The organism is Mesorhizobium sp. B2-4-7 (genome assembly GCF_006442685.1).
Classification (GTDB): domain Bacteria; phylum Pseudomonadota; class Alphaproteobacteria; order Rhizobiales; family Rhizobiaceae; genus Mesorhizobium.
The window spans coordinates 578408-604538 of record NZ_VFVH01000003.1; the positions used below are offsets into that span (position 1 = coordinate 578408).

Sequence of the window (26131 nt, forward strand, 5' to 3'; positions counted from 1 at the left end):
CTAATCCTCCAGCAGATAGCCTGTCCGGTGGGCGAGGGGCTTTTGGCCCACCACCTTGGCAATGACCTGATTGGCGGCGACAAGTTTCTTCAGCCTTCGCGTCACCACGAGCCCGTCGGTGCGCGCCCGTACCGTCACGCGCGCCTCGCGGCCCAGCGAAGAAGGCACGATGATGTCCGCGATCGGCTGTCCACAAGTGACGCGTTCACCCAGTTCGGCGCGGTAGACGATGACACCGAAAGCGGGCGTGCGAACCACATCGCACGCATCGAAGCCGGTGATCTCGCAAAGCGCGGCGGGCGGCAGGCCCGCTTGCCCCGCGACGTAGCCGCGGCGGCGAAGCACGTTGAGCAAGGCGGAAGCGTCAGCCGACGCCATCTCATCACTGATGTCGATGAAGCCGCGCAGTTCCACCGTCGCGGCGAGGCAGCCGATCGGGATCACCTTATCGGGAAGGGCAGCCGCAAGCCTGATCCAGGGCTCGACGCTCGCTTCGGCGAAGGTTGAGCCGCCCGACGAACCCTGTGAGAACACCGCCCGGCAACCGAGTTCCCGCGCAAGGTCGGACAATTCGGCCGAGATCTCGGGCCGCACGAACAGATGCATCAGCCCTTCGTCGTCGCAGTGCAGATCCAGCACAAGATCGGAATCGAAAGCCTCGCGTGCCAAGGCGGTGTAAAGGGAATCGACAGGCTGCCCTGCGCCGCGTTCGTCGAGAATTTCGCGAATCGTGCTGCGGATGAGCACCGTGTTGTCGTCGGCGCTGCTTCCGAGCCGATCGGCAAGTCGGATGGTCAATTCGCCGGCGACATCAGGCCATTTGCGGTTGAAATTCCGGCCGCTGGCCAGATCGTAACGCCCCAGATGATCGCCATTGACGAACTGCGCCAGGCCGAGCGGGTTGGCGTAGGGAACGACGACGATCTGGCCCCGGATTTCGCCGCGCGAGTCGGCGGCGTCAAGCTGCTCGACCAGATGGTGTAACACCAGCAGGCCGGGCGCTTCGTCGGCATGCAGCGCGGCATGTATGTAGGCTTTCGGGCGCGCGTCGGCGGCACCATACCGGATAATGCGCACGCTGTGTTGGCTGCCCGGCGTGCCGTTGGCAAGAGGAACATCGAGGATTTCACGAGACATTGGTGGCTCCGGCGAGCGCACGTTCCGATAGCGGGAAGTGGCAATTGAAGACATGGCGGGGATCTTCCCGGTCGGCTGCCCGGGACGGGAAGACGCTTTTGCAGATGCCCTGCGCATAGCGGCAGCGGGTGTGAAACTCGCAGCCCGTTGGGCGCGTCATCAGGCTCGGCACCTCGCCGCTGAGCTCGACCCTGTCGAGCACGGCGTCCGGGTCGGGTTCCGGATTGGCCGACAGCAGCGCCTCCGTATAGGGGTGGCGCGGCTGCGCGAATATCCGCTCGGTCGAGCCGACCTCGATGAAGCGGCCGAGATACATGATCGCCATGCGATCGGTCATGTGGCGCACGACATTGAGATTATGCGTGATGATGAGAATGGCGATGCCGAGTTCGCCCTGCAAACGTCCAAGCAGATTGAGGACTTCACCCTGAACGGACACGTCCAGTCCCGCGGTCGGCTCGTCGGCGATGATAAGATCGGGTTGCAATGCAAGGGCCCGCGCCACGCCGACGCGGCGCGCTTGGCCTCCGGAAAGCTGGTGTGGATATCGCCGCCCGAAATCGGCGGGCAGGCCGACCATGTTGAGCAGGCGTTCCGCTTCGGCGGCGGGGTCGCGGCCGGTAACGCCGTGAATGCGGAAAGGCTCCATCAGCAGTGAGCGTACAGTGAGTCGCGGCGACAGCGATCCGACCGGATCCTGGAACATCATCGCCATGCGCCGAAGATGCGGCTTGCGCTCCGTCGGGGCGAGGCCGTTCAGCACCTGACCATCGAAGCGTATCGTGCCGCCCGTTGGCGGCCGCAGGCCCATGATGGCGCGGGCGATGGTGGATTTTCCCGAACCGCTTTCACCGACGAGGCCGAGCGTTTCGCCCTTGCGGATCTCGAAGGAAACGCCGCAGACGGCGTCCACGAACGGGTTCTTAACGCCGCTGGCGAGCGCCTTCAGCGCGCCCATGGTGCGGAAGCGTACGCGAAGATCCTCGACAGAAAGCAGGGGGCTCATACCGGCGCCACCAGCGTGTCGTCGAGACGATGGCAACGTGCGGTGTGCGTTGCGCCGATAGCGCACGGGACAGGACTGTCATCCACGCACCGGGTAAAGGCTTGCGGGCAGCGCCGACGGAAGATGCAACCCGCCTGGGTACCGAGGAGGCTCGGCACCTCGCCTGGGATCGTCGGCAACTGGCGGGTGCGTTGCCGGATGCGTCCGGGATCACATTCGAGCAGCGCGCGCGTATAGGGATGCCCCGGTCGGCGGAAGATGTCGCGCACGGTGCCGTATTCGACCACCTCGCCCGCATACATGACCGCCACCCGGTCGCAGAGCTCGGCGACAGCGCCGAGGTGGTGAGAGACGAACAGGATCGAGCAGCCGATCTCCTTTTGCAGCTCTTTCAACAGATGGATGATCTGCACCTCCAGCGTCGCGTCGAGCGCTGTGGTCGGTTCGTCCGCGATGAGCAGCGCCGGCTTCACCAGCAGCGCCATGGCGATGCAGATACGCTGGCGCATTCCGCCGGAAAACTCGTGCGGATAGCCGCCGATGCGGCTCTCCGGGTCCGGAATGCCGACCCGATGAAGCATACCCAGGGCGCGCTGGCGCTTGGTCCGGTGCGAGCCGCCCTCGTGATGCTGGATATCGATCATCTGGCTTTCGATGCTGCGCACAGGGTTCAACGCCGTCATCGGATCCTGGAAGATCATCGACATGCGGTTGCCGAGTAAGCCGCGCCGCTCCGCCGGAGCCATGCCGAGCAGGTCGCGCCCCTCGAACAGGATGGCGCCGTTCACCATCTCGGCATTTTCCGCCAGCAGCCCCATCACGGCATAGGCGAGCGTCGATTTGCCCGAACCGCTTTCGCCGACGATGCCGACCACTTCGCCCGCCGGCACGTCGATATGGATATCGCGCAGTGCATGGGCGCGACCGCGCGGCGTGCCGAAATCGAGAGACAGACCACGGATCGCCAGAAGCGGGTCGCGGTTTGGAGAATGTCCTGCCTGAGCGCCGGGATTCATAGGTCTTTCCGAAGCTTGGGGTCGAAAATGTCGCGCAGCGCCTCGCCGAGGAAAGTGAAGCCCAGCGTGGTTATGACGATCGGGATGCCGCCGGCGATCACCAGCCACACCGTCTTGTGGATATAGCCATAGCCGTCACTGAGGATGGTTCCCCAGTCCGGCGTCGGCGGACGGACACCCATGCCTAGGAAGCTCATGCCGGCCTCCAGCGTGATGACCAGCGGAACATCCATGCTGACCAGGATCAGCAGCGGCCCGATCACATTGGGCAGCACGTGCACGGCAAGGATTCGCACGATGCCGGCGCCCATGGCGCGCTCCGCAGTGATGAACTCGCTCTCGCGCAGTGCGTGGGCCTGCGTGCGCACCACGCGCGCATAGATCGGCACGGACGTGATCGCGACGACGAAGATGACGCTGGCAAGGCTCGGCCCGAGCAGCGTCACCACTGCCAAGGCGAAGATGATAACCGGAAAGGAGCGGATCGTGTCGAAGACCAGCAGCAGCAGATTGTCCAGCCAGCGCGGACCGAAGGCGGCGATGAGGCCGAGCACAAGCCCTGCGCTGAGCGAGGCGCCCAACGAGACGAAGGCGACGAGCAGCGCGATCCTTCCGCCCATGACGACCCGCGAGAAGACATCGCGTCCCAACTGATCGGTGCCGAGAAGAAAATGCAAAGAGGGCGGCGCCAGCCGGGGCCCAACCATGATCTTGATCGGATCGTGAGGCACGATCCAGGTGGCGAAGACCGCAGTCGCCACCATCAGCACCACCAGCACGGCGCCCATCATGCCGAGCGGAGACTTGCGCAATTGCCGCAGGAACATGGTGGCCGCGCCCGGCCCGCGGCGTTCATCGACCGCCTCGCGAATGAGTTGAACTTCGGACACGCTACAAATTCTCGCGGATTCTTGGATCGAGCGCCGCGTTGACGAGGTCGGCGAGCGTCGTGGAGATGACGAACAGAACGGTGGTGACGAGGACCGTGCCCATGACGATCGGATAGTTGCGCGAGTCCACCGCCTTGACGATCAGCGCGCCGATGCCGGGCCGGGCGAAGACCACCTCGACGAAAACCGCCGCCGAGAGCAGGTGCGCCATGCCGACGCCGATGATCGTCACTGTCGGCACGATCGCGAGCGGCAGCGCGTAGCGCGCCACGATGCGCCGCTCTGAAAGGCCGAAGGAGCGCGCCATGCGAATGTGGTTCTCGCCAAGAATCTCCAGCATGGAGGCGCGCACGATGCGCGAGATGTAGCCCACCCAGCCGATACCGACGACGAAGGCTGGAAGGATGAGATGGACGAACCCGTCGCGGAAGCCTGAGCCGGCGCCGATGGCCGGCAGCCAGCGCAGGCCGACCGAGAAGATCAACAGCGCATAGATCGCCATGACGAAGGACGGGATGGCGATGGTTCCGACCGCGAATACACCCACGACCTTGTCGATCACGGAGTTGCGGCGCAGCGCCGAATAGCAGCCGAGCGGCACGCCGACGATAACGGCCCAGGCGATCGAAACCAGGATGAGTTCGATCGTGTAAGGCAATTGCTCGAAAACGATGGCCGCGACAGGGCGCTGGGTAAAGACATCGGTGCCGAGATTACCGTGCAGCAGCCCCCCGAAGAATGAGACGATCTGCACGGGCAGCGGCTTGTCGAGGCCCATTTCCTCGTGCAATTGCGCCTTCAGTTCCGGCGTCGCACGCGGTCCGAGCAGGACCGCGGCGGGATCGCCGGGAACGGCCTGGATCATCAGGAACAGCAGCGTGACGGCAACGACGACAATTGCCGCCGCCAGCACGATACGCTTGCCAAGATATAACCACATGTTTTGACTCAGCCTGTCCCAGCGACCGCGTCAGAGCGGTTCAGCGTTTGATAGAATCGCCGACCCGCTCTAACCCTTTGTTTTTTCGCAATTCCGGACGGAAAACCGCTACGCACCTTTCCTAGAATGCCCTAGGCCGATTTCGGCTCAAAGCCGAGATAGAGTGGCCGCCCGTCTGGGCGCGTCTCGGCCTCGAGTTGCGTCGTTCGGTACATGATCGGCGAGCCTTCATGGGTGAGGAACCGGTAGGAGCCGGAATCTTCCATGATGTCCTGCATCTCATAATACATCTTGGCCCGTTCCTGCGGGTCTTCGACGGTTACCGCCTTGGCGTTGAGCTCGTCGAAGCGCTCGCTGCGGAAGCGCTCCCAGTTCCACACACCGACCTGGTCGCGCACGAAAAAGGTGGTGGCGTAATAGGGATCCGGCACCATCGAGAAACGCTGCACGATCAGCTGCATGTCCTTCCAACGTTCGCCTTCCGATTCCATGCCGATGGTCCAGAACGAACCGGAATCCTGAACATTGACCTCGACCGTGATGCCGATCTGCGACAGCTGCGCCTGGACCATTTCCGCGATCGTGGAGAAGGTGGTCACGTTGAGCGCGTCGATGGTGAGGCTGAGTTCGGTGATGCCGGCCTTCTCAAGATACTGCTTCGCCTTTTCGAGATCGCCCTCCGGCGGTATCAGCGCTTTTTCCCGGTGTCCCACCAAGCCTGGAGCGATAAGGCCGGTCGCGACCTGGGCCTGGCCTGAATAGGCCGCGTCCATGATCTGCGGCACATTGATGGCCCATTGAATCGCCTTGCGGACATTGACGTCCTTCAGCTTCGGATGGTCCGAGTTCATGCCGATATAGACATAGTAGAGCGAAGGCTTTTCTTCGATCTTGGTGTTTTCGGGCGGGCTGTCCTTCAACGTGGCCAGCGAATCGAGGCTGAAATCGGTGAAGTCGATGTCGCCTGCCTGATAGGCGCGCTCGGCGGTCTTGATATCGCTCATCGGCAGGATATGAATTTCGTCGAAGCCCGGCCTAGGGCCTTTCCATTCGGGATTTCGGGTCAACAGGACGAGCTGGTTCGGCTTCCAGTCCGACAACACGTAGGGACCTGAATAGCAGGGCGGCTTCATGCCGAAATCGCCGCCGTCGGCAACTGCCTTCGTCACCGCTTTTTTCGAGACGATGTGGCCGCAACCATAGGGAAGAGTGATGTTCCAGAGCGGCACGAAAGGCGTCTTGAGCACGATCACGCCAGTATGGTCGTCCTCGATCTCGATGCGGTCAAGCGGACCCCAGTCGCCCTTGACCGGAGAATTGTGCTGGATGACGCGCTCAAACGAGAACTTCACGTCCTCGGCGGTCATTTCGCCAAATCCGCCAGTGAAGTTGATGCCCTTCTTCAGGCGGAAGCGGATGTGCGTCGGATCGATCTGCTCGACGGATTCGGCGGCCTCGAGTTCCCAGCCCCACTCCGAACCCGGTTTATAGCGCGTAAGCTTGGTGTAGATGCAGTTCATGACGTCGACATTGTACGCGTTCTGGTAGAAGCCAGGATCGAGCTTGTCGATATCGGAATAGGCGCGGGCCTTGAGTACCTTGCCTTCGGCCGCCCATACGGCCTGCGACAAGGGCAGACCGGAGGCGATGATCCCCGCGCCGAGGCCGGCGCCTGCCTGCAGGAAATGCCTGCGATTCAATTTCATTCCATTCACGGTTTCGTTCCCCTTTCAACTGAGCGGGTTTCCCGGCGATTGCCGGGATCCCTCTTTTTGGTACCGCGCCGCCTGATGGGGCCGCGAGTTCGGACGGCGCATTCTTCAATTCAGCCGGCAAGCCGGTCAATTTCGCTGCCGACGCAGATGTGAGCGAGATTAGCGTCAGTTCGCGAATGTCACAGCAGGCGACGCTCTATCGCCTCGGTCCATTTCTGTTCGTGGACAAGCTCGTCGCCTTCCCATGCCTCGAGATGCGCCTCGACGTGGAAGTGCGATGGCGTCGCGGTCATGGTCGTTTCGGTCACAGAACGCATGCGCCAATCAGCGCGCGAAAATTCGAACTCCCATTTCGCCTCGGCCCTGGCCGACCCGAAATCGTCGCCGCGGAAGGAATAGCGTTCGCGGCCGAGCGAGGTAATGGTTAGGTCGTTGTCGACGATGCGATAGGTGCCGGCGCCTTCGCCGATCTCAACGACGGTCGAAGCGACTGCCAGATTCTCCGTGATCGTCCAATCCTTTTGCGGCTTTGAGATCGTCTCCACCCGTAAGGGCGGCGCCCCTTCGGGTTCGGCAAAAGGCGCCGGTGCCGGATCTCCGGCGCCCCCGACGCGGACCGGAAGTTCAAGGCGGCAATCCGCCGGATGGACGGTGAGCGTGACCGGCTCGGGCGAAGGCCAAGCGATCGGGAAGTAATTTGTCGAGATGGCAAGGCGTATGCGATGCCCCGCGCTGAAGCGCTGTGCTACGTGCTTGAAGGGGACAGAGGTGCGGTAGCGCCTTGCCGGTTCGAGCGGTTCGGGCCTCTCATGGCTATCGCGATGCGTCAGGTTCAAAAGGCCGTAGCTGACGCGCGTCGTCGCGCCATCGGGGGCGACATCCGAAAGACGGACGGCCACCATGGCGACGGGCCTGTCGCTTTCGAAGACAAGATCGAGCATTGCATCGCCGGCGATCTCAACATCGTGCGCCAGCTCTTGCGTCTCATAGACCAGACTGCCGGCATCGTCGCCGCGCTGGTCAGCCGGCTGGTCGCCGGGCACGGCATAGGAGCACCATTTGCCGCCGCGCAGGCCAACCGACAAGGGCGAGCGGACCGTCTGCGTTCCGGCCGCATCGTCTGCCCGGCGTAGGGACAGGCGCCCATTGCCGGAAAGGAAGAAGGACTGCCGCTCGATATTCGGCGATGGCCATGCCGGCTCCGTGACCCAGCGTCCGGCGCGCGTCTCGTAGGAAGTTTGCGGCGGGGCGCTATCCTGCATGAACAGGCGCAGCATCGGCTCGTCCATGATGCCGGTGTCACGGCCCTTCAGCCATTGATCCCACCAGCGGACGCATTCCTGCAGAAAGCCGATGGCAGGACCAGGCTTGCCGATATGGGGATAAGTGTGCGCCCATGGCCCGACCAGCCCCTTGCGCGGGCCCTGCAGCTTTTCCATCAGGCGGAAGACCGAGCGGCAATAACCATCGGCCCAACCGCTGACGGCGTAGACCGGGCAGGTGATCGCGCCGAAATCCTCGCAGACCGAACCGTGTTTCCAGAACTTGTCGCGGTGCTGGTGCTCCAGCCAGTTCTTCAACCATAGCCCGCTTTCCTTTAGCCGGCTGTGCCACAAAGCGCGCCAATTGTCCGGCTTGTTGCGTGGGTCGGGGGGCAGCGTGTTGCGCCCGAACATGATCGCGGCCCAGGAGAGATTGTCGATGAGCAGCGTGCCACCCATGTGGTGGACATCGTCGGCGTAGCGGTCGTCGGTCGAGGCGCAACTGATCACCGCCTTCAGCGCTGGCGGCCGCATGGCGGCGATCTGCAATCCGTTGAAGCCGCCCCAGGAGATGCCGATCATGCCGACGTTGCCGTCGCACCAGGGCTGGGCGGCCAGCCATTCGATGACCGAGCAGCCATCGTCCAGCTCCTGCTGAAGGTACTCGTCGAGCATCAGCCCTTCGGAATCGCCGGTTCCACGCAGGTCGACGCGCACAACGGCGTAACCATGGCCGGCCACGTAGGGGTGCATGACGACATCGCGTGCGGCGGTCAGATCGTTCTTGCGATAGGGGATGTATTCCAGGATCGCCGGCACCGGCTTTTGTTCGGCACCCTCGGGAAGCCACATGCGCGCCGCAAGCCGGCAGCCGTCCGGCATCGGAATCTCGAAATGGTCGACCGAGCGGATCGGATGGGGGAAGTTGGACACTGTGCGCATGACGAGGCCTCTGTTGGAGAACGCCACCTTGGGCAAATCGGCGGTGCCGCACAATTTCGCGACCCTTCGCGACTTGACACTGTTCTGGCGTCAGTATGCATTAGGTCATGCAGACCGAACCGCTTCCCCAGAACCTCGCCTTCCTGTGCAGCTATTATCCGTCGATTGCCGCCGTGTGCCGGCGCCTGCAGATCAACCGCCAGCAGTTCAACAAGTATCTGAGCGGCCAGACCTGGCCGTCCCGCCGCAACATGCGCAAGATCTGCGATTTCTTCGGCGTGAGCGAAGGCGAGCTTTTGATGGACCAGCAGCGCTTTGCCGAGATCGTCGGCCTGCGCCGCCGCCCGCTCGGCGTCCATGCGCCATCGGACATGCTGGTGCATATGGAGCAGCTCTATCAGCGTTCCGGCGATCTCGGGCGCTATGTCGGCTACTATTTCCGCTATTTCTACTCGTTCGGCTATGCCGGCAAGATCATCAAATGCCTGGTCGTAATCTATGAAAAGGAAGGCCGCTATTTCTGGAAATGCATGGAAAGGCTCGTCCATTTCGGCAAATATGGCGTAAAGACCTCGAAATATTCGGCCGCCCTGCTGCTGCTCGGCGATCGCATATTCGCGCTCGAATCCGAAACCCTGCTCAAGACCAGCATCACCCAGGTGATCCTCTATCCGAGCTACCAGACGAGCGTCGCCTATCTGGTCGGCATCCAGACGGGCATGCCCCTTTTACGAGGGCGGAGACCCGCAGCCTCGGTCGTGCTTCTGGAATATCTCGGCCGCTCCGTCGACCAGCGCAAGGCGCTGCAGGCCTGCGGCCTATTCGACGAAACTGACCCCGCCATCGATGTCGGTATCCGCGCCATGATCACCAACCGCATCCCCACCGGGACGTTCGTGCTCGAGACGGAAGAGGTGTAGACGTTCCTCCCAACGCGACCCGCATCAGCGCGGGCCTGTCCAACCCGTTCAGCACGAGGTTGTCACCCATGTCTTAGGTACAGTCTGTTACCTATGTCTCCGGGCCGTACAGGTGAGAGGTGGTAGCGGGAGAGGGACTTGAACCCCCGACCCCAGGATTATGATACTTGGCCGCGACTTTGATTTTATTGAGAAAGTTGACTCCATGTCGCGCTGATGTCGCGTTTCGCGCAGGAGTGGAGTGCGCTATTTGGGTGGATTGGGCCGCTGAATGATCATGGCCAAGAACATAGCTCCGCCCCATCCGACAGCCACGGACATGAAGGCCGTGTGCCCCGCGTTGTTTTGAAAAATGAGATATGCGACTCCGGCAGCCAGTACAGTCGATACGATCATTGCGATCAGTCGTTCCTTGATTGTCACTGGCCCTTTAGTATTCATCTTCCAGCGCCCATCTTAAGCAAGCAGCGAACGCTCGGCCGCAGCCAATTCCTCGGCGTCATCGCCGCGCGGGAACAGGTGTCCGTATGTGTCCAGCGTCATGGTGATAGAGCTATGGCCGAGCCGTTCCTGGATGACCTTCGGGGGAAGACCAAGGCCGCCGTCTTGCGGCCGATTGATCGACCACGAGGCGTAGAAGTGCCGTAGGGCGTGCATGCCACCATACTTGGCAACCATGATGGCATTGCCGTCTGCGTCCCGCTCGTCGGTCGCGACAGCCACGCCGGCGGTTACCTGGGTCGGAAGGAAGCCGCGCTTTGTGATGTTCGACCGGCTCTCAATGTTGCCGCTGCCGTTCGGAAACACATAGTGCAGTTCCTTGACGTCTTTTCCATCGCCGTCCTGCGTGCGGCGAGGGCAGGCGACTTTCCATTCTCTCAAGGTGCTAATAACGGCCGGCGGCACCGGAATCGTTCGTTCGCCGGCCTCAGACTTCGGCCTCCCGATCTCTCCGTAGTCGTCGGCGCGCTGGTGCACTCTGATTTGGCCGCGGTCGAGATCGACGTCGCTCCAGCGCAGGCCGCGCAGCTCTGATGATCGCATGCCGGTAAAGACCGCGGTTATCAGGAGCGGCCGCCAGCGGCCTGTGGCCGCGCCGACGATTGCCTTAATCTCTTCGCGCGTCGGAATGTCGATACCGACTTTGAGCTTCCCCTTTTGCCGCTTGTCCGCTTTGCGTTCCTTCCCTCGGCGGCGCCCGCCCCGCAGATCCCTCACAGGGTTTCGCGTTGCCAGTCCGCGCTCTTGTGCATCGGATAGTAGGGCGCCGAGCGAGCCCAACACCTTTCGGACCATAACCTGCGACCGACCGCCTTCCCGCAGTTTATCGGCGAATTCGCGCACGGCCGGAACGGTGAGCTGCGATAGCAGCGTGGCACCGATAAACGGCTCGATGTGCAGTTTCAGGTGGCGCTTTCGCTGGTCTATCGAGGAACGCTCGAGCCCGTCCTGCTCGCCGGTGGCAATCCAGAATGCCGCCGCGGCCTTTACCGTCACGCTGGCGCTGTCGGCGACGTGCGAGCCCTCTCTTACCTCGACCTTGGCTGTCGCGGCGAACTGGTCGGCATCCTTCTTCTTCGCGAAGGTCTTCAGCCGGCGGACGCCTTTGCCGTCCACATAGTCGACAACCCAAGCAGTTTTCTCCTCGCCTTTGGCATTGGTCCAGGAGCGCTTGCGGATGCTCATTTCCCGTCCTCGTCGTCGCGCTCGTGCCAATGCGAGCGTTCCTCTTCATCCTCGGCTCGAGCTTGTTTCCAGTCTTCCAAACTCTCTCGCACTTTGCTGCGGGCCTCTTCGTCCAACTCCGGCACGCGGCCGGTGGCGATCCCCTCTGCCGTTTCCAGGATCTCATCTGTCAAGACGTCAATAGCCTGCTCGTAACCTCTCACCTTCCGAATTGCCTGGAGAAGATCGATCAGGTGTTGAATGCGTGCGTTCAAAGGCCATGGCTCTGGGAATTCCTTCTCAAGAACGCGAACGATTTCCGCGTTCATCGATCGACCACGGCTTTCAGCTCCCGCCTTGATGCGGTCTCTCAAACCATCCGGAAGTCTGAGGGGAAATTGATCGGACCCCCGACCAGGTCTGCTGCTCGCTGCCATTTGCCCCGGTATTCCCCATTAGTGACATCACTGTAATTTCTCTCCGATTGACAAGCAAGTAAATCACGGTAATTTAAATCACTGTGATTTGCTACCGATTGGAGACGTCAAATGAAGGTTGCAACTTCCGACGCGATCGACCTCGTTTGGGGAGCCGCCGCGATCGGCAAAGAAATCAAGCAGAAGCCGAGGCAGGCCTTCCATATGCTGGAGGCTGGCCTTCTCCCCGCCAGAAAGGTTGGAAACCGATGGGTGGCTGATCGAGGAAAGCTTCGTAAGTTTTTCTTGGAGACTATCGGGGATATCGCATGAACGCCGCCGCTCTCACCGCACCCGAGCACGAGCACTCGGCGGTTATCGACGAGGCCGTCGCCTGGTACTCGTCGAACTACGGCACCTGCGAGCGGCCGATCGTGCCAGCTTTGCAGAAGCGGTTCGGCTTGACTGCGCACCAGGCCATCGTGGTGATCCGCGAGACGACGCTGCGCAGGGCGCGTGCCGCATGATCCCGAAGGCGATGCCGGCTGAGGTCACGGCGTTTGATCCGGCTGCTGGCTACGTTCATCCGGCGCGCTCGACGGGCATCCGTCGGATCACATCAGAAAAGGCGGCGTGTACATCGTTGCGATGGCCTACCACTGCCAAGGAACGGTTTGAGCTTTTTGATGCTTGGCATGACGTCGCGATGCAGATCGTTCACGCGGTCGGCGGGAGCTTCCGCTTCCTTGCCGTGACCAAGAAAGTGATCCACTGGCAGAGCGGTACGATATGCCTGAGCAACGCCGATCTCGCCGCCAGGGCAGGCCGCTGCGCAGAGAAGACCATTACTCGCGACGTCGCTCAGGCCGAGGCCCTTGGAATCGTGATTGTGGAGATGGGCTGGCGCAAAGATGGCACCCAGATATTTCGAACAAGGAACATTCGCCCTTCTATTCCGCAGGAACTTTCTCCCGGAATTGTTCTCCCAGACGGCGGTTTCGATCTGGACAACAGTGGTCCCGATCGGTCGGGGGTCGATCTGGACAACAGTGGTCCCGGCGATCGGGACATCAGTGGTCCCAACACCATTGAAACCATAAGAGGGGGCAACGCCGATGCAGCTTGATCTGTTCGCGTCGAAAAGGACGCCGGCGATCGTTTATGCGTTCCCATTGCATCGCCGCGCCGACATGGTTCGCAAGATCGCGGCCGCGCTGAATGCACGAACATATCAGGCTGGTCAGCGGTACTGGTCGCTGCATGTTGCACAGGAGCGGAAGAAGCTCGAAGCCCGAGGCATTCCCACAAGCCAGATCGACGCCGAGATCAGCCGCTACGCGACGGCGATCAGCCGCATTCTTCATTCTCAAAAGCAGTACGGCTCGACGCCGGATAGTGCCGCATGATCGAGGGAGAGAACATATCCGTCCGCGAAGCGGAACGGAATGGGGGTGTGGGGCCTCAGGCCCCACGTCTTCCTTCTGTTGGCGCCAACTCCGCGCGTGCGATGTCGTTCCGTTCTGCCGCGGCATGGATCGATCAGTCGCTGGCGCACGTCGCCGAGGCAGTCGAGCGAATGTCCGACGACCGCTTCCTTGTAGAGCACCAGGCCGCGCATGATGAGCCGCGCTCGCTGGCCGTCGACATGGTGGCCGCCGTGCTGGAGCGCGAATGGTGGCGCCGGTGGCCGGAAGGACGTGCCGAATGAGCACCACCCTCCTCTCAATCAGTCGACGTGCTCAACCTCCGGCACCGGCTGAACCGGTGGAGCGAGGGTGCAAGCTTGACCGTCGCACGTCTTCACGGAGTTATCGGCAGGCGGAAGGCAATCTTGACCATCGCAGTGCACCGGCGGCACAGGGGCAGGCTGTGCAACCGGCTGGTCGCTCGGCGTCGCTGGCTTGTCATCCGCGAGAGCCTGCATGCTGGATACACCGATCAGGACCGACGCGAGGAATATCCGAAGCAGCATTTGCGCCTCCGCAGTTGCAGGACGCCATTCTACTGGATTGGGGTGCCGACCACAGCCCGGCACTGACGAACGGCGTTAACACCCGGTTAGCCGCATGAGATCGGCCGTCGTCCGCCTTCCTGTCAAAACAGCGCCAGAAACAGGCGAACGGCTGCGGCCGCTCTGGATCCCCGGCGCCGAGGCCATAACGGTCAAGCAGGCGCTGGAGGTGTTCAAGGACTATCGCCTGTCGGAGGACACGCTCCGGCGACTGGTGAGGCAGTTCCATCTCGCAAACCAGACTATGACCGGCGCACCGTTGCGCATCAGCGCACCAGGTCTGGCAATGGTGCTCGACGGCGATCGTCATGCGCTGGAGCTTTTGAGAGAGGATGATCGCCGCCATCCAGATGTGGTTAGATATTTTCGTCGTCTAGGCATTCCACTTGGTTAGTGACGCAAGATTGTGGCGATCTCCTTTACCCAATCCAGGAACTCGGGACTGGCAAGTGATGCAGCAAGCGCGCTGGCGACAGTGGCGGTTATCACTGCCGCGCCTATGCCGGACATCAGTCGATCCACGTTTGTCACATGCCGCTTGGCATCTGCCTGCTGTTTTTCGTTGCTGCCTGGGAATTCATCAGGATGCTCAACGCGGTACCGGTCGTAATCAACGTCGTCGTGATTGATGCTGTATCGACGTAGGATTGCGTCATAATCTCGGCCGAACAACTCCAGCTCGGCCGAGTCTACTTCCGGTTTCGCACGGAGACGACGTCTAAGTTCATTGATCTCTGTTGCGCAGCGGTGGAACTGGTCGGCTTTCACTGGGTCTTGTGCCTGTGCCTGCAACAACGAGAACGCAAGAATGAGTAGCGACATTCCAACCGTCAAAAGAGCGATCAAGCTCTCCAGCCATCGAGCCGTACTGAAGAAAACTGGAAGTAAGGTGAGTACGATAACGCTCACAGAGGCATAGGCCACGATGTTTGTCCGCGTCTGGTCTCTCTTTTCCAGACGTTTGGAGGCGTTGAAGCGTGATCCCTTGCCTCGCTTCATTTCCTTCAGAAGTTGATCCTTCGCCTGACGGATTAAATCCGCCTGTGTATCGTTGGTCATCGCCCCCCCAGTCAAAAACATGCCCAAACATGCCTAGACGTGCGGAATACCATGGCCGCGCCGCACGTGCGAATCTCCTCCCCGAAAACAGGGGCAGGAGATCAACGATAATGCCCGTTACCGCTACCAATCAGGGCAAGGAAACAGGCCGCCGCGTCAACGTGATGCTGACCTCGGCGCGTGTCACTCAAGCTTTTCGCGACGCCCTTTTCCAGGCCGCAGACGAGGCTCGCATGACGCCAAGCGACTTCGCGCTCCTCGCGGCCGCCGAGAAGCTCCTGGCCGATGGCAGCTATGAGTTTCCCGGCGTGTTCCACCCCGGCGACATCAACGCCCACAACGACAACCACGGACAGGACGCAAGGCGCCACGCATGAACGCGAACATTTCCCTCGACGATCGGATCGCCGCGGCCTTCACCGGATCGCCGACGTCTGCCGATGTCGCCACGCTACTCCAGGCGGTGGGTGCCGCCGATAAAAGGGCAAAGGCGGATCACGCCGTGGCCAAGGAACGTGCGCTCGATCCCGCCACGCCAGCCGCCGACGTCGCCAAGGCACGAAAGGCGATGGAGGATGCGGCGTTCGCGTCTGAGCGCATGAGCGCAGCAGCGACGCGCCTCAATGATCTGCTAGCCACGACGCAGAAGAGCGAGGCAGAGGCGCTGCGTCAAACCGAAATGAAGGCGGCATTGGTGGAGCGAGACGCACTCGCCGCTGACCTCGCGAGGGAGTGGCCCGAGCTTGAACGCAAGATGCTCGATCTTCTGGCGCGCCTCTCTGCCAACAGTGACCGCCTCACCCGAGCGGCTGCCGGCGCCGTGGTGGTGACCGCCGAGCAAATCGCCCGTAAGGCGCCCGATAACTTCGCGGTAAATCATTCTCTGTCGATGCCGCGGCTGCTGACCAATCTGCGCCTCCCGGCATTCGTTGGCTGCTCCGGTGGGTACGTATGGCCGAGGCTTCGACCATGAACGCCTTCCCTGTCGCTTACGCGATCGGTGAGGCAATCGCGAACGGTACATCGGAGAAGCTGAGCGGCCTCGCGGCGCGGCAGATTATCTCCGAGCTGTTTGATGGCGACGCCGGTAGTTACGGCGTTGCGCGAACCCTCACCGAGGTCTCCCTGTCCCTCGGCGAGTGCGGGAGGGGAGTTTGGATCCTTTCGACCCTCCCGCAAACCGCTCCAAGGAGGTGACGGCCAATGACCCTGATCAGTGAAAAGTGCACATCCGCCTGCTTCGCCGGCCATTGCGACTGCGGGGCGATCGTCAATGACAATATGCAGAGAAACCGGACGTTCCACATCCCCTTGATGATGAAGGATAGCGCCTCTTCGCAACCTCAAAGAAAGAGCTTCGACATGATGACCGATGCTGAAAAGCGAACCATGAAAGACAGCGTCAAAGGCATGCCTTTGCACCAGGCAGCGGCCCTGCCGATTTATGACGGAGTGCGCGGCAGCATCGCCAGCGGACGGCCGGCGGAGGAATATTACGCCCTGGTTGACGGCGCCTCCTGCAATGACGCCCTCGGCGGCCGCGAACGAAGCTTCCCAAACATCGACGCCGCGGCTCAGTCGATCGCAGCTCAGCGACAGCGAGACCACGAACTCTCGAACGCGTGGCGCGCTCCTGTGAACGATAACCGGACACGTTGATCGTTTCATGTCGAGCACCCGGTTCCAGCCAGGCAAGTCCGGCAATCCGAAAGGGCGGCCAAGCGGATCGCGTTCACGCGTAACGCTGGCCTGCGAGAAACTGCTCGACGCTGATGCCAAGGCGATCACCACGAAGGCTATCGAACTAGCCAAGACCGGTGACACGGTGGCGCTGCGCTTGTGCATGGATCGCATCGCCCCGCCCCGCAAGGGCTCACCTATCCGGTTTACCCTGCCTGAGATGGCGAACAGCGGCGACGTGCGCGGCGCGGCTCTGGCCGTCCTGCAAGCCGTTGCCGAGGGGCTGATGTCTCCAGAGGAAGGTGGGGCCGTTGTGCCGCTGATCGAGGCCGCCCGCCGCGCGATCGAGACCGACGAGCTTGGCGGCCGTTTGGACGTCCTGGAAAGAGCCATGGAGGCGAGGAAGAGATGAACGCGCTTCGGGCCAGGATAGAGCGGATCGAGGAGGCCATCGGTCGCGCCGACGCGATGACCGAGCATGAGCGCTCGACCATCTTGGCAAAGCAGTTGGAGGATCTGTCGGATGCCGAGCTTGATCGGCTGGAGGCAATCCTTCTGCATCTTGGCGTCATCGACGAGGACGAAAGCCGTAGCGTCGTGCTGATCCCCGACGACTACACCCACATCCGCGACCTCATCGTCTTGGTCGATGCAGACCCGGAGGCATATTTTGCCGCGGCGAGGGATCTGCGCTGATGTCGACCGACCTCCGCCGGCGCATAGCCATGCTTGAACGCCTTCGCCCAGTCATTTCGGCCGAGCATGACGGGCACGCTGTCGCCGGCTTCACTGGCTTCATCGCCGAAACTCTCGATCGCGGCACCGGTTCCTATGCCGATCAGGCTGCTTTGCTGTTCGGCCTACCGAGCGCCTCGCAGTTCTTGAAGTGGTGCGCCGCGCGCTTCACCGACGAAGCCCATAGCAGGCTTGCCAGGGACGCCTACGGCGACGATTGGCGCGAGAAGGTCGACGAGGTGGCGGAAGTGGCCGCCGCGCGCTGCCGGGCCGTCCATGGCGACGCATGGGAGCAGGTGCTCGCCGACCGCATGGCGAGCGATAAGCGTGATTATCAATACGAACCGGCGAGGGCGATCTGAATGGACATCCTCGAACTCGAAGGTTTCATCAAGGGACAAGAGGCCGGCGCTTGGATCACGATCAAGATTGGCGATCGACCGACCAGCTTCCGCGTCAAGGTTTGCGGTCCGGACAGTAGGCGTGCGCGCGAGGCCCGGCACACCGTCATCAACCGGCAGATGAAGCGAGCAAACGTCATTCCGGGCGGCCGAGCTGCCATCATGGAAGCCGACCACGTCGCCACAGTGGCCGGCTTCATTATGGGATGGGAGGGCTTGGCGCAACATGGCGAGCCCGTCGCCTTTTCGAAGAATAACGCCGTCGAGATCTGCACGAAATATCGCTTTGTCTTGGAGCAAGTTGAAATCGCCGTAAACACCAGGTCGCTCTTTGTGGCACCGGAAAAGGATGAACAATGACCGATAAGATGTTCGATCTCTCGACGCTTGATGCAATGCAGGAGCGCCAGAACGAGGGCGTTGAATTCCCAATCATGGATGCGGCCCGGCAGGATACCGGCATTCGCATCAAGGTCGCGGGGCCGGATTCGGACACACAGCGCAAGGCGCGCGATGCAGTCATGCAGCGAATGATCAATGCCGGCAACGATGTCCGGACACTCGAAGATCGTCAGCGGGACAACATCGCTATTCTCGCGGCCGCCGTACTCGATTGGACGGGCATTCATCGGAAAGGCGAACCGGTCGAATGCAACCGGGACGAGGTTGTCAGCCTCCTTACGCGCTATCCGGTCGTTCGCGATCAGATTGACATCTATGCGAGCACCAGAGCGCTCTACATGCCCATCGAAGGCGAGGATAGCGGCAAATGACAGATGCTGTTCTCGGCTTTAAAATTGACAGCAAGCCGGCCAAGGCTGCCGTCGACGAGCTAAATAAGCTGACGCCGGCCGCAGCAAAGGCCGAGGCGGCCGTAAATAGTCTCGGGACCGCTGGCACCAGGTCGTTCAACCGGCTGGAGCAAGAGGTCGTGAGATCGAATGCCCGCATTACGGGATCGATCGGAACTGTCACCGCCAGCTTTGGCAGTATGGTGAAATCCTACGGTGCGGCCTTTGTCGGCGGCCTCGCAGCCGGCGGGCTGATCAGCCTGATAGGCAATCTCGGCAAGGTCGCTGAGAACGTCGCAAAGATCGGTGACGAAGCGCGCCGCGCTGGCGTCACGACCGATGTCGTCCAAGAATGGGGAATTGTGGCCGAGCATGCCCGTCTTCCTGTGAATGCACTTACCGACGGCATTCGCGAGTTGACGATTCGGGCCGGCGACTTTGCAATGACCGGCAAGGGGCCGGCAGCGGATGCCTTCAAGCAATTGGGATATGGGGCCGTCGAGCTCCACGACAAGCTGAAAGACCCGTCGGGGCTTTTGCTGGAGATGATCGACCGCCTCGGCAAACTCGACAAGGCCAGTCAAATACGAGTTGCGGACAAGATTTTCGGGAGCAGCGCAGGCGCGGGCTTCGTGCAGTTGCTCGACCAGGGCACCGAGGCAATCAAGAACACGATCGAGCAGGCGCATCAGCTGGGCAACGTGATGGACACCGACCTCATCGACAAGGCGGGTGAGGTCGATCGCCTATTCAAGACCATCGGCGATACGGTGGGCGGCTATCTGCGTGGCGCAATCATCCGCGCGGCCGGCGACCTCAACAGCTTTATCGACAAGTTTCACGACTTCCAGAACCAGCAGGACAGCGCCCTCGACACGCAGCTCGCCACGATTGGACGGCGCCGTCTCGAAATTGAGGGGCGGATTAAATCTCTCCAGAATGGTGATAGCCAGCCCAACGATGGCATCTTCGGCACGTCACTTGGCCAGTCGACATCCCTGGAGGCGATACAAGATCTCAACCGCGAGAATGAAGCGCTTGCCGAGAATGAACGTCGCATAATGGACGTCGTCAAGGCGAGACAGAGCGCAAAAGATACCGCCAAGAGCGGAGCCGCCGACGGCTGGCAACCGGCGCCATATACAGCGCCTCGGGACAAGTCGGCCGACATGCATGCGCAGCGAGAAGCGAATGCCTATCGCGACCTATTGAAGGCGGGACAGGACCGGGTCGATCAGCTCGGGCTTGAAGTGGAGATGGTCGGCAAGACGGGAGCGGCCGCCGACGCCTATCGTTTCAAGCTCGACTTGCTTCAGCGGGCGACAGCGAAGGGTCGCACCCTCGACGCGGACAAAATAGCCGACATCAATAAACTCGCTGCGGCCTACCAGGCAGCGGCTGAAAAGGCCGCCTACCTCACCGAGATGGACAGTCTGAAGTTCGAACGCGATCAGATGTTCAGATCGCCGACAGAGCAGCGGGTTTCCAGCGAATTGCGGGATGCCGGTTTGGACCCGCTATCCGCGCAAGGTCAACTTGCCGCAGGTCAAATTCGCCTGAATGAGGCGCTTAAGACGGGCCGAGACCTGACCCTCGATTTCGCCAGTGGCCTTGCGCAGGACCTGCAAAACGGCGTGAAGCCGATTGACGCCCTGACCAATGCATTCGGGCGCCTCGGGGACAAGCTCCTCGACATGGCGCTCGACCAATCGATCAACGCCCTCTTTGGAAACCTGACGGGCGGAACGACGGGCGCCGCCGGGCCGCTGATGACAACCAACCTATGGAGCGAAGCATGAGCGCGTTTTTTGCAAGGGTGTTCCCTGACTGCATTCAATTGCTGACTGACGGCGCGCATTACGATCAGGAAGGCGTCATCACCGGGATCAAGAGTAAAGTCTATCGCTCCCCATACATGCCGATGGTGATCACAGGCCGGGGCCATTCCTGGTTTCTGGAGCAGTTTTCAGATCTGCTGATCAAATTGAGCGTCGTCGGCAATTTCGATGAGTTCATGAGCGGCATTCCCATGTTGCTGGAGGGATCGCTCAAAGTCAGATCGCAGCGGTTCAAAAAGCATCATCATATCGAGATGCTAATCGCAGGATGGTCAGAGACCCAGGGGCCAAAGCTCTACTATTTCGCGACTCACGATGGCGCGTTTCACGCCGGCGCACATATTCCGCCCTGCGAACTTTGGGAAATGGGCTTCGAGCTCGGCGGCGGTCCCGCGGTCACGACTGAGCAGCTCGCTTCCGTTGGCATCACCCCAGAAAAACTGCAGCCGCTCGGAAGCGCCGCAGTCGAAAAATACGGCGCCGAAATTTTCGAGCTTTTGCGAAAGCACGCCGAGCCCAACCCCGACTCATCGCCATGGCCAAAGCACTACGCGATTGGCGGTTTTGTCCAGTTGACGACCATCACGCCTGACGGATCGAACACTAAGACCTTGCGCACTTGGTCCGATGAGGTAGGCGACAAGGTCGGGTCGGCTACCTCCCCGGATGGCGAGAACGTGCTGAGGATGAACCGACACGAGCGCCGCATGCGCCGGAAGGTGGCAGCATGACCGGGATCGAGATCGTTTTGGATGGCATGACCGAAACGCTATTGCCATCTGCCAGCGCGACCATCGCCATCTCACGGCGCGCCGGTGGCATGGTCCCTGCATTGGAACGGGTCATGAAATTCGACAGCGACATGATTACCGGCGCCATCGCCCTTGGCCTGATGATGGACCCTGGCACGGTTGCAGAGAAAATATCACGTAGCAACGTTGCCGAACTTATGCCGGCCGTCGCGGACTTCATCACCATCCTATGCAACGGTGGCAGGATCATTGATGACGAGGAACCCGCTCCGAAGCATTGGGCAGCGCCCGCGGATCAGTAGCGATAAAGACGTTTATCGTTGGCCGAGTTGCTCGCGAATCGCCTTCAACTCTGCCACGCTCGCCTCTGTGGCCTTGGCCGTGCGGCCGAGCGCATTGATCACCTGGGCGAAGCCGAAGAAGCCAAGCGCCACCAGAAACACGGGTGCCGCCGCCATGATAGATGGGCCGTTGAAATTGCCTGTTGTCATCGTAATGAAGCCGAATAGAACCGATATGGCACCGGCCAATGTGAACAGGACAACCAGTATCATTATCAGCCCTTTTTGCGCCTTTTGCGTTCAACCCAATCATTGAAATATTGCTCTTCGCTGACGCCGGCCTTTCTGGCGCGCCGTCGCATGCCTTTCAGTGCGCTTCGTGTAGGCGCATCGACGCCGGTCTGATTTTTGAAGTTGGCTGATGCCATGGCAACCACGGCGAGCCCGATCACGATAAGTATAACTGCGCCCAAAACTTTCCCCCGCGCTTCACTTAGCAGCGGCGCGAAAGATGCCGGAACGTCGATGTTGACGCAAGGCCTGATCGATCTGGCCTGATTGCATTGCCAATTCTCTTCGGTAGATTACGGCAATGGGGCAGATTTTGCTTTTCTGGATGCTCGGCATCCTGGCACTAGCGGCAATCGCCATATCCGCAACGGTTCTGCCGTTGCCGTCTCGATCTGCGCGGCACCAGAAAGTTTGCAGAGCTCTGCAAACTCTCCAATGCCATCATATCTCTGGATCGCGGCATAAGCGGTTCGCTGCGAAATGTGCGCCAGCCGCCGCGCCAACCATCCAGTGAAGCCGCCTTCGCCGGTGTGCAAGGCCGACCATGACACGCTGATCCAGCGCGAGGAGGCTCGAGGCTATACGATCGGATCATACATTAATGGCCGGCCCGAAGACACCACCCATCCGTGGAATCGCTGATAGCCATCACGGAAGCCTGGGCTTCGAACAAGCGGCCTGTGTGAGGACTGAATATCCACAGGCAACTCACGTATGCGGCCGCCAAGGAGATCAACAGAGCGGTCGCGACGGATAGAAGGTGCATCGGTGGCCTCTTTGCTGCTGGACCAGCCAGTAACCCGTCGCGCCTCGATTTGTTCGAAACTAAATCTTCACCGTACCGGTATGGTTGACGAATGGTTGCAATGGCCATCGACGGTCGGAGAGCGGGTCAAAAGTCAACGACCTCGCCGGCCGGTACCCGCGCTTCGCTACACCATTTTTAGGCCGCCAGCTTCATCTGAGCTGCCATCTTCATCACCATGTGCGCGAATTGAGCCGGGATGCCCTTCTCCTCCAGCCATGGCCCGAAATGCCCGCGGGGCAGTGATGTTTTCACCGCGATCAGTCGCCGCCCGATAGCGATCTTTTCGCCGGTGCTGCGATGGATGCCCTTCCGAAAGCGAGTCGCCGCGGGCTCGTTGTCATTGCTCGACGGGACGCCCCCCGCGTTCGTCGGCGACATCAGGGCGAGATATGCTTGCCAGACGGCTTGCTGCCGGTCCTGGGGAAGCTTCCGGAACTGCGGAACGGTCATGCCGCATCCAAACGCCAATCGCGCCACGGAACGATCAGCGGAGCGCATGCGGCCTATTCGGGATGACTGCCAGGCATTCGGCAGGCGATAGGTTCCGACGCCTTCCACCTCGATCTCTGTCATGCTGCCTTCCTCGCAATGCGCTGGCCGAACATGAGCCCCAGCAACAGCGCCGCCATCGTGTCCGCCGTCGTGCCTGGCATCGTCTTGGCGAAGGCGCGGACGCGGCCAACGTCGATGTCGTCGAAGGCGTCAAAGAGATCAGAGCCGACGGTCACCCAGCCCGACAGGACCAGGGCGGAAACCGCCTGCAAATGCATGCAGCTCGAGCCCGTTGCCGGTTTCATTGATCAGGCGGAGGCAGATGGCGAGGTGTCCCTCGCCGTGCGCCCGGCCGATCGAGCGCAGTGTCGGCTTGCAGTAGCATTGGCCTGGCAGGCGCCCGCTGGTGCGATTATCAGCGCCATCGTGAAGGGTGACGCCACAGGCGCGCGCGACACGGTAGATATCGCAGGGATGCTGACCTGTCCGCGCAAGCATGAGCGTCTCCGATGCCGTATACAGCAGATGTTTGCGTCAAACGATGCATCAACGCAATAGCATTGAGCTTTATATGAGCCCGCCTGTAGGCGGGCGCCGGAGGTCCCCTATCAGTGTCTGGACCTCCGCGAAGGTCATCCCGAGCGTCGACCAGTTCTTCCAAGCGTCCAAGCTGTCGTCGTCGAAGTCGTAGAGCTTGTGGGTCGGCCCGTTGTAGATGTTCATGATGGCAGAGCCGGCCGGGTGGTCGGGATCGTCCTCCTCGAAGAACAGCATTTCGACGATGTAGTCAGGGTACTTGGGTTTGCTCCGCACGCCGACACGGACTTGGACCTGGCCGCCGAAGCCGGTCATTTGCCCGAGTACTCGTCGCACATACTCGACCCGATCTGCCAAGCCGCCGGCAATGGTGCGCAGCGTGGCATCGGCCGGTAGCGTTGTGGTTTTGGGCAGCTTTGGAGCCTTCATGGCTGCCTCACAAAACTTAGCGAGAAGAACGATTATCGCTACCCGGCTGCGGTTTATGGTGTGATCAAGGGCAGAACAGGCGGTGAAATTGAACCCAACCCCAACACGCCCAGGCCTCCACATATAAAACCTGCGCTTGCTAGCGCGAGGGGAACCCAAAAAATGGCACGATAAAGATACTTTGCCTGACCCGCATGGCCGGCTGCTAAGACCTCTTCGAGGGTAGCCTTCCGACCAAAAAAGGCGTTCGCAGTCATAGCATAATGGTGGTGGCGGCCTGCCATCAGCTGGGAATGCCGCTGGTACAGAATAGCGAAACTTAGGAGCGCGCAGACAAACAGACCAAGTGATGCGATAGCTAGGTAAGGCACGCCGGCGGAGATCCGCCCGCCGACGAAACCGAGCACCGCAATTGTGCCGCCCGTGTAGATCACACCACAAAAGGTCATGAGGCCGTTGAAGGCTGCCTGCGCCTCTTTCGCTCTGGTTTCGACGTTATTTAGGATCTCTCCCCTTATGCGTTCGAATGCCGGATGCTCAACAATTTCGTTGATGTATCGACCTCTATCGTCTGCCATTGCCGTCCTCTTGGGCGCCGCTCACCTAGCCAGCGACAGAAAGGATAATCCGCCGATCGCAAGGCATATGATTGAGCCGAGCACGGCAGCGATTGCGGTCCATCTCACAATTCCGCCAGCAAAGGCCCACCGCTTCGATTGACGCGTGTCTCGAATGAAAGGTGCATCCCATGCGAACTCTTCGGCCGCAATCGATTCAGCAAAGAAAATCTGACTGAAGTAGGCCAAGCCAGGGGCGATTACCGTGAGCAGGAGGCTTGCGAAAAGCCAATACAGGATCGAGTTGAACGTGATCAAGCTCTCTGGGTGAGCGGCTAACCGAGTGTAGTTTGCGCTGTAGAAGCCGAGAGCGGCGGCGACGCCGCCAGCAGCCACAAGCGCAGGCGCCCGCATAGCCCCGTTCGAGAACGACAAGACTTGGGAGTTCGTATTTTCGAGAGTCGCGCGCCTTGCGTCATGTGCCCGCTCAGCAGCACGAATGCGAAGGTCGTACGCTTTTTCTGTCTCGGGTTGAGTCGGCGTAGCGTCCATAGGCATTTCCTCAACTGGGGTTGCTGACTAGGTATGCTTTTTGGCCGAAGGGCACACTTGATGCTCGGGATCGTACCAAAGCACCCGCATGTAATGCGCTCTGTGCACACAGTGGACGCGCACCTTGCCGTTCATCCTCATTGAATAGAGTTCGTCCAAGTCGTCGAGTTGGATATCCACGAGCCTCGATTGGGCTTCTTTCGAGAGCTTGGTTACCGCGATGAAATGACAGCCGTTGCTCCCCAGCGTGGCCTCGGTCATGGTTTCGAACTCGGCAAGCTTCTCGATGAGCGACTTGTGCTCAATAGGATTCGACAGATTGGTCCACGCGAAAGGCCCAGCTTTGTCTACGGCGTTGAAACGCCATGCCAAAACGCCGCCTCGAAAGCTCGGCGGCGTTTGTTGAATTTTGGGGGTCTTTGTCGGGCTGGGAGTGAAGCCCGTCTTCGGTGTGTGTTTTTTCGTCAAGCGCTAAAGGCTCGCATAGTACTCTGCCATCGATGCTCGAGTTATTTCCCGCGCGCCTCGGTCCCCAGGTGCCAATCCGCTGCGGGCATCGGACCACGGTTGTTCATTGTGAGTTAGATCCGACAGCCATTGCGCTGATTTATCACCGTAAAACTTCAAAACGCTGTCCACGGTCTCTCTCGCCGCCGCGTCGAGATGAGAGGAATCACCGGGTATGGCTTGATCGGTGACCTCGAACTGACCGCGATGCATGGCGTAGAGTCTGGGCGAGACCGGCCCGTTTGCCCAAGCCTGTATCGGGTCATTAAAAAGCGGCCGATCATCCCACACCAATGACCAGGCTTGCGAGTAGTAGACAAGCTTCTGGAGCTTCATCGCGGACATAGGGCCGAGATGCTCCAGAATATATTTTGCGACGTCGAGAACGGTTGCCATTTTGTCGCTCCTTTCCGGCACCAGCCTGGAAAGCCTCCCATGAGCTATGGCCGGAACATACGTGCTTCGCGATTCTCGCACAATATGGTTGTGTTGTGCGCTGCG

The 26131-nt window shown here is 60.8% G+C and carries 37 protein-coding genes; 18 read left to right on the forward strand and 19 right to left on the reverse strand.

The window, feature by feature from the left end; all coding sequences use genetic code 11:
* The 7 genes from FJ946_RS12925 to FJ946_RS12955 form a co-directional block, all read right to left on the reverse strand.
* Positions 1 to 1137: a succinylglutamate desuccinylase/aspartoacylase family protein gene (locus FJ946_RS12925; RefSeq protein WP_181167743.1), complete on the reverse strand. Its 1137-nt coding sequence runs from the start codon at positions 1135 to 1137 to the stop codon at positions 1 to 3.
* The gene (locus FJ946_RS12930) at positions 1127 to 2143 is read right to left on the reverse strand and encodes an ABC transporter ATP-binding protein (protein ID WP_140522206.1); all 1017 of its coding nucleotides are present in this window, start codon (positions 2141 to 2143) and stop codon (positions 1127 to 1129) included. The genes FJ946_RS12925 and FJ946_RS12930 overlap by 11 nt, the downstream gene beginning before the upstream one ends.
* Positions 2140 to 3159, reverse strand: a complete 1020-nt coding sequence (locus FJ946_RS12935; protein ID WP_140522204.1) for an ABC transporter ATP-binding protein — start codon at positions 3157 to 3159, stop codon at positions 2140 to 2142. Before FJ946_RS12935 ends, FJ946_RS12930 begins: the two co-directional genes overlap by 4 nt.
* Positions 3156 to 4049, reverse strand: coding sequence for an ABC transporter permease (locus FJ946_RS12940; RefSeq protein WP_224655834.1), 894 nt, complete (start codon positions 4047 to 4049; stop codon positions 3156 to 3158). Before FJ946_RS12940 ends, FJ946_RS12935 begins: the two co-directional genes overlap by 4 nt.
* A gap of 1 nt (position 4050) precedes the next feature.
* Positions 4051 to 4989, reverse strand: a complete 939-nt coding sequence (locus tag FJ946_RS12945; protein ID WP_140522202.1) for an ABC transporter permease — start codon at positions 4987 to 4989, stop codon at positions 4051 to 4053.
* A gap of 131 nt (positions 4990 to 5120) precedes the next feature.
* A complete protein-coding gene (locus FJ946_RS12950) occupies positions 5121 to 6695 on the reverse strand; it encodes an ABC transporter substrate-binding protein (RefSeq protein WP_140496108.1) in 1575 nt (524 codons plus the stop codon).
* A 188-nt stretch (positions 6696 to 6883) separates the two neighbouring features.
* Positions 6884 to 8908: a CocE/NonD family hydrolase gene (locus FJ946_RS12955; protein WP_140563989.1), complete on the reverse strand. Its 2025-nt coding sequence runs from the start codon at positions 8906 to 8908 to the stop codon at positions 6884 to 6886.
* A gap of 107 nt (positions 8909 to 9015) precedes the next feature.
* Between FJ946_RS12955 and FJ946_RS12960 the strand changes: the two genes are divergently transcribed.
* The gene (locus tag FJ946_RS12960; RefSeq protein WP_140496106.1) at positions 9016 to 9828 is read left to right on the forward strand and encodes a helix-turn-helix transcriptional regulator; all 813 of its coding nucleotides are present in this window, start codon (positions 9016 to 9018) and stop codon (positions 9826 to 9828) included.
* Positions 9829 to 10284: 456 nt separating this feature from the next.
* On the opposite strand, the gene FJ946_RS12965 is transcribed toward FJ946_RS12960, so the two are convergent.
* Positions 10285 to 11514, reverse strand: coding sequence for a site-specific integrase (locus FJ946_RS12965; RefSeq protein WP_140563990.1), 1230 nt, complete (start codon positions 11512 to 11514; stop codon positions 10285 to 10287).
* Positions 11511 to 11930 (reverse strand): Arc family DNA-binding protein, encoded by a 420-nt coding sequence (locus tag FJ946_RS12970; protein ID WP_140563991.1) that lies wholly within the window; start codon positions 11928 to 11930, stop codon positions 11511 to 11513. Before FJ946_RS12970 ends, FJ946_RS12965 begins: the two co-directional genes overlap by 4 nt.
* A 111-nt stretch (positions 11931 to 12041) precedes the next feature.
* Between FJ946_RS12970 and FJ946_RS12975 the strand changes: the two genes are divergently transcribed.
* The 6 genes from FJ946_RS12975 (at position 12042) to FJ946_RS13000 (ending at position 14314) form a co-directional block, all read left to right on the forward strand.
* Entirely contained in the window at positions 12042 to 12242 is a 201-nt protein-coding gene (locus FJ946_RS12975; protein ID WP_140563992.1) for a DNA-binding protein, read from the forward strand.
* Positions 12239 to 12436, forward strand: a complete 198-nt coding sequence (locus FJ946_RS12980) for a hypothetical protein (protein ID WP_140563993.1) — start codon at positions 12239 to 12241, stop codon at positions 12434 to 12436. The genes FJ946_RS12975 and FJ946_RS12980 overlap by 4 nt, the downstream gene beginning before the upstream one ends.
* Positions 12433 to 13035 carry a hypothetical protein gene (locus tag FJ946_RS12985; protein ID WP_140563994.1) on the forward strand — a complete coding sequence of 201 codons (603 nt, stop codon included), beginning with the start codon at positions 12433 to 12435 and terminating at the stop codon, positions 13033 to 13035. The genes FJ946_RS12980 and FJ946_RS12985 overlap by 4 nt, the downstream gene beginning before the upstream one ends.
* A complete protein-coding gene (locus tag FJ946_RS12990; protein ID WP_140563995.1) occupies positions 13025 to 13315 on the forward strand; it encodes a DUF6074 family protein in 291 nt (96 codons plus the stop codon). The genes FJ946_RS12985 and FJ946_RS12990 overlap by 11 nt, the downstream gene beginning before the upstream one ends.
* 101 nt (positions 13316 to 13416) lie before the next feature.
* Complete coding sequence (locus tag FJ946_RS12995; RefSeq protein ID WP_140563996.1) at positions 13417 to 13617, forward strand: hypothetical protein; 201 nt, start codon at positions 13417 to 13419, stop codon at positions 13615 to 13617.
* Between the two features lie 358 nt (positions 13618 to 13975).
* Positions 13976 to 14314, forward strand: coding sequence for a hypothetical protein (locus FJ946_RS13000; RefSeq protein WP_140563997.1), 339 nt, complete (start codon positions 13976 to 13978; stop codon positions 14312 to 14314).
* Here FJ946_RS13000 and FJ946_RS13005 read toward each other — a convergent pair.
* Positions 14311 to 14979 carry an SLATT domain-containing protein gene (locus FJ946_RS13005; RefSeq protein ID WP_140563998.1) on the reverse strand — a complete coding sequence of 223 codons (669 nt, stop codon included), beginning with the start codon at positions 14977 to 14979 and terminating at the stop codon, positions 14311 to 14313. The genes FJ946_RS13000 and FJ946_RS13005 overlap by 4 nt on opposite strands.
* A gap of 110 nt (positions 14980 to 15089) precedes the next feature.
* On the opposite strand from FJ946_RS13005, the gene FJ946_RS13010 reads away from it, so the two are divergent.
* From FJ946_RS13010 to FJ946_RS13060, 11 genes are all read left to right on the forward strand, one after another.
* On the forward strand, positions 15090 to 15356 hold the full coding sequence (locus tag FJ946_RS13010; RefSeq protein ID WP_140563999.1) for a hypothetical protein: 267 nt from the start codon (positions 15090 to 15092) through the stop codon (positions 15354 to 15356).
* Complete coding sequence (locus FJ946_RS13015) at positions 15353 to 15952, forward strand: hypothetical protein (RefSeq protein WP_140564000.1); 600 nt, start codon at positions 15353 to 15355, stop codon at positions 15950 to 15952. The genes FJ946_RS13010 and FJ946_RS13015 overlap by 4 nt, the downstream gene beginning before the upstream one ends.
* 230 nt (positions 15953 to 16182) lie before the next feature.
* Positions 16183 to 16638, forward strand: a complete 456-nt coding sequence (locus tag FJ946_RS13020) for a hypothetical protein (protein WP_140564001.1) — start codon at positions 16183 to 16185, stop codon at positions 16636 to 16638.
* A 7-nt stretch (positions 16639 to 16645) separates the two neighbouring features.
* Positions 16646 to 17071: a DUF5681 domain-containing protein gene (locus tag FJ946_RS13025; RefSeq protein WP_140564002.1), complete on the forward strand. Its 426-nt coding sequence runs from the start codon at positions 16646 to 16648 to the stop codon at positions 17069 to 17071.
* Entirely contained in the window at positions 17068 to 17355 is a 288-nt protein-coding gene (locus tag FJ946_RS13030) for a hypothetical protein (RefSeq protein ID WP_140564003.1), read from the forward strand. Before FJ946_RS13025 ends, FJ946_RS13030 begins: the two co-directional genes overlap by 4 nt.
* Entirely contained in the window at positions 17355 to 17756 is a 402-nt protein-coding gene (locus FJ946_RS13035) for a hypothetical protein (protein ID WP_140564004.1), read from the forward strand. Before FJ946_RS13030 ends, FJ946_RS13035 begins: the two co-directional genes overlap by 1 nt.
* Positions 17757 to 18155 carry a hypothetical protein gene (locus FJ946_RS13040; RefSeq protein WP_140564005.1) on the forward strand — a complete coding sequence of 133 codons (399 nt, stop codon included), beginning with the start codon at positions 17757 to 17759 and terminating at the stop codon, positions 18153 to 18155.
* Positions 18152 to 18568: a hypothetical protein gene (locus FJ946_RS13045; protein WP_140564006.1), complete on the forward strand. Its 417-nt coding sequence runs from the start codon at positions 18152 to 18154 to the stop codon at positions 18566 to 18568. Before FJ946_RS13040 ends, FJ946_RS13045 begins: the two co-directional genes overlap by 4 nt.
* Positions 18565 to 20385, forward strand: a complete 1821-nt coding sequence (locus FJ946_RS13050) for a phage tail tape measure protein (protein ID WP_140564007.1) — start codon at positions 18565 to 18567, stop codon at positions 20383 to 20385. Before FJ946_RS13045 ends, FJ946_RS13050 begins: the two co-directional genes overlap by 4 nt.
* Entirely contained in the window at positions 20382 to 21155 is a 774-nt protein-coding gene (locus FJ946_RS13055) for a hypothetical protein (RefSeq protein WP_140564008.1), read from the forward strand. Before FJ946_RS13050 ends, FJ946_RS13055 begins: the two co-directional genes overlap by 4 nt.
* Complete coding sequence (locus tag FJ946_RS13060) at positions 21152 to 21478, forward strand: hypothetical protein (RefSeq protein WP_140564009.1); 327 nt, start codon at positions 21152 to 21154, stop codon at positions 21476 to 21478. The genes FJ946_RS13055 and FJ946_RS13060 overlap by 4 nt, the downstream gene beginning before the upstream one ends.
* 12 nt (positions 21479 to 21490) lie before the next feature.
* Here the strand turns inward: FJ946_RS13060 and FJ946_RS13065 are convergent, their stop codons facing one another.
* The 9 genes from FJ946_RS13065 to FJ946_RS13105 form a co-directional block, all read right to left on the reverse strand.
* Positions 21491 to 21730 carry a hypothetical protein gene (locus FJ946_RS13065; RefSeq protein ID WP_140564010.1) on the reverse strand — a complete coding sequence of 80 codons (240 nt, stop codon included), beginning with the start codon at positions 21728 to 21730 and terminating at the stop codon, positions 21491 to 21493.
* A gap of 2 nt (positions 21731 to 21732) precedes the next feature.
* Positions 21733 to 21930, reverse strand: a complete 198-nt coding sequence (locus FJ946_RS13070) for a hypothetical protein (RefSeq protein WP_140564011.1) — start codon at positions 21928 to 21930, stop codon at positions 21733 to 21735.
* 761 nt (positions 21931 to 22691) lie between these two features.
* Positions 22692 to 23129, reverse strand: a complete 438-nt coding sequence (locus tag FJ946_RS13075; protein ID WP_140564012.1) for a hypothetical protein — start codon at positions 23127 to 23129, stop codon at positions 22692 to 22694.
* Positions 23126 to 23326: a hypothetical protein gene (locus FJ946_RS13080; RefSeq protein WP_140564013.1), complete on the reverse strand. Its 201-nt coding sequence runs from the start codon at positions 23324 to 23326 to the stop codon at positions 23126 to 23128. The genes FJ946_RS13075 and FJ946_RS13080 overlap by 4 nt, the downstream gene beginning before the upstream one ends.
* 289 nt (positions 23327 to 23615) lie before the next feature.
* Positions 23616 to 24014 carry a hypothetical protein gene (locus FJ946_RS13085; RefSeq protein WP_140564014.1) on the reverse strand — a complete coding sequence of 133 codons (399 nt, stop codon included), beginning with the start codon at positions 24012 to 24014 and terminating at the stop codon, positions 23616 to 23618.
* Between the two features lie 53 nt (positions 24015 to 24067).
* On the reverse strand, positions 24068 to 24592 hold the full coding sequence (locus FJ946_RS13090) for a hypothetical protein (RefSeq protein WP_140564015.1): 525 nt from the start codon (positions 24590 to 24592) through the stop codon (positions 24068 to 24070).
* Between the two features lie 21 nt (positions 24593 to 24613).
* Positions 24614 to 25123: a hypothetical protein gene (locus FJ946_RS13095; RefSeq protein ID WP_140564016.1), complete on the reverse strand. Its 510-nt coding sequence runs from the start codon at positions 25121 to 25123 to the stop codon at positions 24614 to 24616.
* Between the two features lie 27 nt (positions 25124 to 25150).
* On the reverse strand, positions 25151 to 25591 hold the full coding sequence (locus FJ946_RS13100) for a hypothetical protein (protein ID WP_140564017.1): 441 nt from the start codon (positions 25589 to 25591) through the stop codon (positions 25151 to 25153).
* 3 nt (positions 25592 to 25594) lie between these two features.
* Complete coding sequence (locus FJ946_RS13105) at positions 25595 to 26026, reverse strand: type II toxin-antitoxin system antitoxin SocA domain-containing protein (RefSeq protein ID WP_140564018.1); 432 nt, start codon at positions 26024 to 26026, stop codon at positions 25595 to 25597.
* Positions 26027 to 26131: the final 105 nt, after the last annotated feature.